The sequence below is a fragment of the Psychrobacter phenylpyruvicus DSM 7000 = NBRC 102152 genome, from assembly GCF_000685805.1.
GTDB lineage: Bacteria > Pseudomonadota > Gammaproteobacteria > Pseudomonadales > Moraxellaceae > Psychrobacter > Psychrobacter phenylpyruvicus.
Genome location: NZ_JMKP01000061.1, coordinates 1 through 6,262, shown reverse-complemented (window position 1 = coordinate 6,262; position 6,262 = coordinate 1). Strand labels below are relative to the sequence as shown.

General features: G+C 38.2%; 4 protein-coding genes and 1 pseudogene. 2 read left to right on the top strand and 3 right to left on the bottom strand.

Annotation, left to right across the window (positions count from 1 at the left end; translation table 11 throughout):
• Positions 1-301, top strand: a 301-nt coding sequence (locus tag G561_RS14750; protein WP_155954129.1) for an integrase core domain-containing protein, incomplete at its 5' end; no start/stop codon positions are given.
• Between the two features lie 28 nt (positions 302-329).
• Here G561_RS14750 and G561_RS14745 read toward each other — a convergent pair.
• Genes G561_RS14745 through G561_RS0113005 form a run of 3 tightly spaced genes read right to left on the bottom strand, consistent with a single transcriptional unit; the run spans position 330 to position 5,910 of the window.
• On the bottom strand, positions 330-1,046 hold the full coding sequence (locus tag G561_RS14745; RefSeq protein WP_037032523.1) for a phospholipase D-like domain-containing protein: 717 nt from the start codon (positions 1,044-1,046) through the stop codon (positions 330-332).
• Positions 1,047-1,083: 37 nt separating this feature from the next.
• Complete coding sequence (locus G561_RS14740; protein WP_028859933.1) at positions 1,084-2,721, bottom strand: leucine-rich repeat domain-containing protein; 1,638 nt, start codon at positions 2,719-2,721, stop codon at positions 1,084-1,086.
• A gap of 3 nt (positions 2,722-2,724) precedes the next feature.
• Positions 2,725-5,910, bottom strand: coding sequence for a type I restriction endonuclease subunit R (locus G561_RS0113005; RefSeq protein WP_028859932.1), 3,186 nt, complete (start codon positions 5,908-5,910; stop codon positions 2,725-2,727).
• A 98-nt stretch (positions 5,911-6,008) separates the two neighbouring features.
• On the opposite strand from G561_RS0113005, the pseudogene G561_RS14735 reads away from it, so the two are divergent.
• Positions 6,009-6,262: pseudogene (locus tag G561_RS14735) on the top strand (transposase); the annotation flags it as partial.

Sequence of the window (6,262 nt, the reverse complement as noted above, 5' to 3'; positions counted from 1 at the left end):
AAGATTTACCAGACCGCTCATTGAGCAGGGTATTGCTATCAGTATGGATGGTCGCGGTAGGGCTCTGGATAATATCTTTGTGGAAAGGCTTTGGCGGTCAGTGAAGTATGAATGCGTGTATTTGCGACAGTTTGAGACAGTCAGTCAGGCAAGAGCAGGTTTGAAAGAGTATTTCGAGTTTTACAATCATGAGCGTTTACATCAGTCGCTCGATTACCATACTCCTGCACAGGTTTATCTGGCTAACAATAGTTCGGATAATGAATCGTTTTATCAACCCAATTCTATCTTAATTTTATGATAATTTGGTCTAGACATTGGGGAGTACGTTAGATTTCTAACTTTAATGCACTTATATTTATATCTTCATAAACAATTAATGAGTTATTGTTAGAAACAAATTCTTCAATAATTTCAGCTGCTCGGCTAAAATTACCTTTATCGATAGCTTGGGTAATATTATTTATACTTGCATTAGACTTATACTCTTTGAGTTTTTCATTTTCTCTTCGAATATCGTCTTCATCTTCTAAAATAATATAGTTTTTTAGAATCTCAGCTCGTTTAACAATTTTCTGGATAGGTATTTCTAGTGTTGTTAATTCATCTTCATGGTAATAGTTACTGCATATTTTTTTAAACTGTTCGATGAACTGCTCTGCTAAGAAAGTATCGCCTTTTGTTATGACAATACTTTCATGGTTTCTTTCAGCTTTATAACTCCAGTTGTACGAGCCATTTATTACAGTATATCCATCTATTACACAAAATTTATTATGCATCAGATCTCTATCACCATCTCCAATAAGATAGGCAGCTGAGTTTTTAATCCTTAGTTGTGTATGATCAATATGAGAGTTTGTATTGATGTGATCGTTAGAGAGCATAAGCTGTACGTGAATACCGTCTTGGGCTTTTTCTAGCAATACATCAAATAAATTTCTATTAGTGAACCAGGCAACAGCAATGTATATGCTACTTTTAGCTGTTTTAAGTTCTTTCTCAATGCGTTTACTAATACCTTCAAAGACTGCTTCCGTCTGCATATTTTCTATCCCACATTGCTATATCAAATTTTTTACTTTAAAACCTTTTTATGGTGATTTGTGACCTTTTATTCCCATATAAATGTATCTTCTTAAGCTTATTTAGTTTCTTAATAGTACTTGGTAGTGAAGTAAGTTTGTTATAACGTAAATCTAATTCTTCAAGGTTAATTAAATCAGATATCCAATAAGTAACCTCATTTAACTTATTACCCGACAAATCTAAATATTTTAAAGATGTGAGACCGAGTAATTCCATAGGAAAATATCTAATTTTATTGTCATTCAAAGATAATTTCTCTAAACAATCTAACGAATAAAACGTAAAGGGCAGGTCGTCCAATTTGTTACGGCCTATATTAAGCTCTTTCAGTTTTGTTAATCTCCCAATATTCTCACTAATATCTTTAATTTCATTATCACTAGCATCTAAATAAATAAGGCTTGATAATCCTCCTATGCTGGCTGGCAATTTCTTCAAAAGATTAGATTTAATACTTAATCTTTCTAACTTAGATAACATTCTAATGCTTTTCGGTAGCCTATCTATTGATGTGTGCTCTAAATCCAACTTACGCAGATTTGTAAGATAACCAATACTATCAGGCAAATATACTAACCAATTATAAGGAACCACCAATGTTTCTAAGTTAACAAGCTTTTCAATACCACTGGGTATTGATTCGAGTTTGTTAAACCCTAAAGAAAGTACTTTTAGTTTCTGGAGTTCAAATAAACCGCTAGGAAGATCGACTATTTTGTTAAGATCAGCTAGAAGTATTGTTAATTTTTGAAGAGAACCTATACTCTCTGGTAGAACCTCAATATTATTATCTACTACACTAAAAACTTTTAATCTCACCAGTCTGCCTAACTCTTCAGGTAGCTCTTTAATATTATTGCTCGTGAGGTTGAGAGAACTTAAATTTTCTAACTCAAATAAGGCATTTGGCAAATTAGTTATTTGATTTTTTGCCAAATGCAATGCTTCCAAGTTACTCAGATTGCTTATACCCTCGTGAATACCATTCAATTTATTTTCACATAAATTTAAATGTTCAAGAGATATCATATTTAGCAAGACCTGAGGAAGTTCTTCGAAATTATTATCATCGAGCTCTAGTACACTTAAATTGGTTAACTGGGAAAAGCTCTGTGGCAAGTTATCAAGATTATTATTTGATAAATCTAGACTAACTAAGTTGGTTAGTTCTCCAATGCCCTCAGGTAAACAATCGAGGCTATAGTTGAGAGTGAGTTCCTTAAGATTGACCAAGGCTTCCACACTCTCTAAAAACTCTTCAGCATTAAACCCTTTAACAACTAATTTTTCTAGATTTACTAGGTAGGATAGCTCTACTGGCAAAGACCCATGAACTCTTATATATTCAGAATCATCTTCTGTATCTTTCTCTACAATTAGCTCAAGCTCAGTTAAATCTAACTCAGTTAAGTTCAATAATCTCTGAGCATCACGAGGAATGCTAGCTTCAGGAATAGCAAACTCATCAGCCCATCTCCAGATAGTCTCCATCCACTCTTCGTTATCAATTAAGCTTGAGAGGTCAAGAAGAGAATCTGTAAACGCAATTAAGCTTCCACTATTTGCAATAATCAGAGCGTTACTACTATTAGATTGCACAACAGCATGATTATTATTTTGTTGTTCTGCCATGCTCTAACTCCCTACTCTACTCTTCTTAAACTGCTCAGCCTGATCGAAGATTTCCTTATAAACCTCATCTCTATCAATAGGCGGATAGCCCCATTCATCCAGTAATACAATCAGCTCAAACTCAAGCTCTGCCTTTATGTCATTACGCTTGTTCCAGTCAGTGTACTTTGCCTTATCATCGACCATATCTTTAACCGCTTTGGACAGGTCAATCAGCTTATGTTCTGGATAGCTAAAGTCGTACTTGTGAGCCAGCGTTAATAAGATGTCATAGAAAGCTTTTTCTTCGTAATCAATACCTATGCCTTGATAAGAGTTCACTTCCTCGCGCATCTGATAAATGATATCAATGATTTGGTCGGTAAACTCTTTCATCACTTTAGCATTCATGGTCGTGGTTTCATCACGCTCATTATATTTCTGCACAATGGCGCTCATCTTCTTACTAAAGTCGATGCTTTTGACCTTGTTAGTCTTTTTAAATTCACCAATGGCTTTTTTTAGAAGCTGCTGTAATAGCTCCATTTTGGTATTGGGCTGTTTGATATTCTCAATCTTAGCCAAATAATCATCATCAAAGATACTAATCTCATGACCATGCTCTGCACCCAGTTTAAAGATTTCTTCCACACCATCGCTTTGCAGGGCATCTTTAACCAGTTCACGAACCTTCTCATTCATCTGCTCTACATCAGGTGCGTCACCGGAGGTTATTTTGAATATGAGGGTACGTACTGCTAGGTAATAATGAATTTTATCCTTATGAGACTGGGTAAGCTCATCGCTACCGACACAGATGTCATAAGCAGACTTTAGACGTTTAACCACCTCCATAAAGAAGTGCTTAGATTTCTCTGTAGCCAATACAAAGTTGGCCGATTCATTTAGGCAGTCTAGCTGTTCAACAGGTTTACCTGAGAAATATCCTGAGTTATCAAAGTTATGGAACATCGCATCAAGCAGACTCAGCTGGTCTTTAACAACAACTACAGATTGAGCAATCTCTTCTAGGTTCTGCTCTTTACCTTCTGTATATTGAGCCAAGGCTAGGTTCATGTGTTTTTTGATACCGATATAATCTACTACTAGGCCGCGCTCTTTACCTTCAAACTTACGGTTTACCCGTGAGATGGTCTGAATTAGATTGTGCTTTTGTAGAGGCTTATCAATATAAATGGTATCTAAGAACGGTACGTCAAAGCCTGTCAGCCACATATCAACCACGATGGCTATCTTAAAGTTTGATTTTCCGTTTTTAAATTGTCTATCTAGCTCTTTGCGGTATTCTTTGGTACCGAGTAAATCCCAAAGCTCTTGAGAGTCATCTTTATTACGAGTCATAATCATCTTGACTCGCTCAATGGGTTTAATGGTCTTTTTTTCGTTCTCAGTAAGCGTACTACCTTCTTCACAAGCCCTAACTTCAGCCCACTGGGGTCTTATGTCGATAATGTCTTTATATAGCTTAAAGGCGTTCTCACGAGAGCTACAAACGAACATGGCTTTACCTTTTTGAGTAGTACCCTCAGCCACTCGTGTTTCGTAATGCTCAACAAAGTCTTCAGCAATGGCACGAATACGATCAGGGTCACCCAGTACCGTAGACATGGTGGCCATGGTTTGCTTACTTTTTTCTATCTGATATTCGTTTGCGCCTGCGTCCTCGGCCTGCTTATAATATTTCTCTACCTCTTCTAGCTGGCGAGAGTCTAGCAACACTTTAGCTGCACGCCCTTCATAAACGATAGGTACGGTAATCTCATCATGTACAGACTCAGTCATGGTATAGCTATCTACAATAGGCCCGAACACATCAAGGGTGGCATCTACCGGTGTACCGGTAAAGCCCACATAGGTCGCATTAGGTAATGAGTCATGTAGGTATTTGGCAAAGCCGTAAGTCTTCTTGACACCGTCTTCGGTAACGGTAATCTTTTGCTCAAGGTTAAGCTGGCTTCGGTGCGCTTCATCAGATAAGACAATGACGTTGGTACGCTCGGTCAGTAGCTCTGTGTCCTCAGTAAACTTATGAATGGTTGTAAGATACACGCCACCACTCTTGATACCTGATAAACGCTCTCTAAGCTCAGCTCGACTCTCAACACTAATGATATTCTCATCACCAATGAAGGTTTTGGCATTGGTGAATTGGCCAGATAGCTGATCGTCTAGGTCGGTACGGTCGGTAATTAAGATTATGGTAGGGCTGCCCAGCTCAACATCACGCATTAGTAGGCGGGTTAAAAACAACATGGTAAAGCTTTTACCACAGCCGGTAGCACCAAAGTAGGTACCGCCTTTACCGTCACCCGATATCAGCTCGCCAGCTGAATTAAATTGCTTGATGTGTTTTTTGTTGTTATGAAATAGCTTAGTGGCCGCATAATACTGCGGATAGCGACAAATGATTTTTTCTTTTTTAGTTGAGGTGTCAGGGATATAGATAAAGTTGCGTAGGACATCAAACAGACGCTGCTGATTAAATAAACCTTGTATCATGGTAATAAGCGAGCTAATGCCGTCAGTCTCTAACGTTTCATTACCCGTAACTTTACGCCACGAGTAAAAGAACTCATACGGAGCAAACTGTGAGCCCATCTTAGTATTGGCCCCATCACTAATGACGCAAATAGCATTGTATTTGAGTAGCTCTGGGATATCACGGGTATAACGGGTGGTGAGCTGTACGTAGGCATCATATAGCGGTGCTTCCTCACGTATGGCGCTCTTAAATTCAAACACCACCAGTGGCAAGCCGTTGATGTATAAAATAGCATCAGGAATACGTAGCTCATAGCCTTGAATGTTTAGCTGAGTAACCACTCGCAAAGTGTTATTACTGATATCATCGTAATCTATCAGTTGAATAAACAAATCTTTTTGGGTGTGGTCTTCACGCTTAAGCAAAAAGCCATTAGACATGTCCTTCATAATGGCTTTATTGCTGTCGTATAAGTCGGAGGCTGGCAGGGTCTTAATGCGATGAATGATTAAGCCAATCTCATAATCGGTAATGTGTTGATCTTGATATCTGTTGGCGAGAAACTCACGTAAGTCAGACTCGATTAATACCTCATCTACGGCACGTCCAAGCTGGCTATCAACCACTCCACCTGGCGTGTGTGGATAGCCTTGGCTGGCGAGTAACTGAATAATAGCTTGCTCAAGTTTGGCTTCGGTGAATTTCAAATCTATTCCTATTTATTAGGGCGTGTCCCTAATTTGAAAAATACAGTAAAGCCTTATTTTAATCCTATATATCAACAAAATATAGGGAAACTCAAGCCATGGCGAGAACAGTAATAACTGACAACATATGGGAACAACTACAAACAACAATGAAGGCTCACGGTTGCCATCAATGGAAGAATGACCGCACCGTAATGGAAGCCATACTTTGGAAACTAAGAACAGGTGCTCCATGGCGAGACATACCTACCGAACTAGGTTCATGGAAAACCGCTTATAACCGCTTTAATCGATGGTCTAAAAAAGGGCTATGGCAGAATTTTTTTTTGACCTACGAACACAAACTGATAAA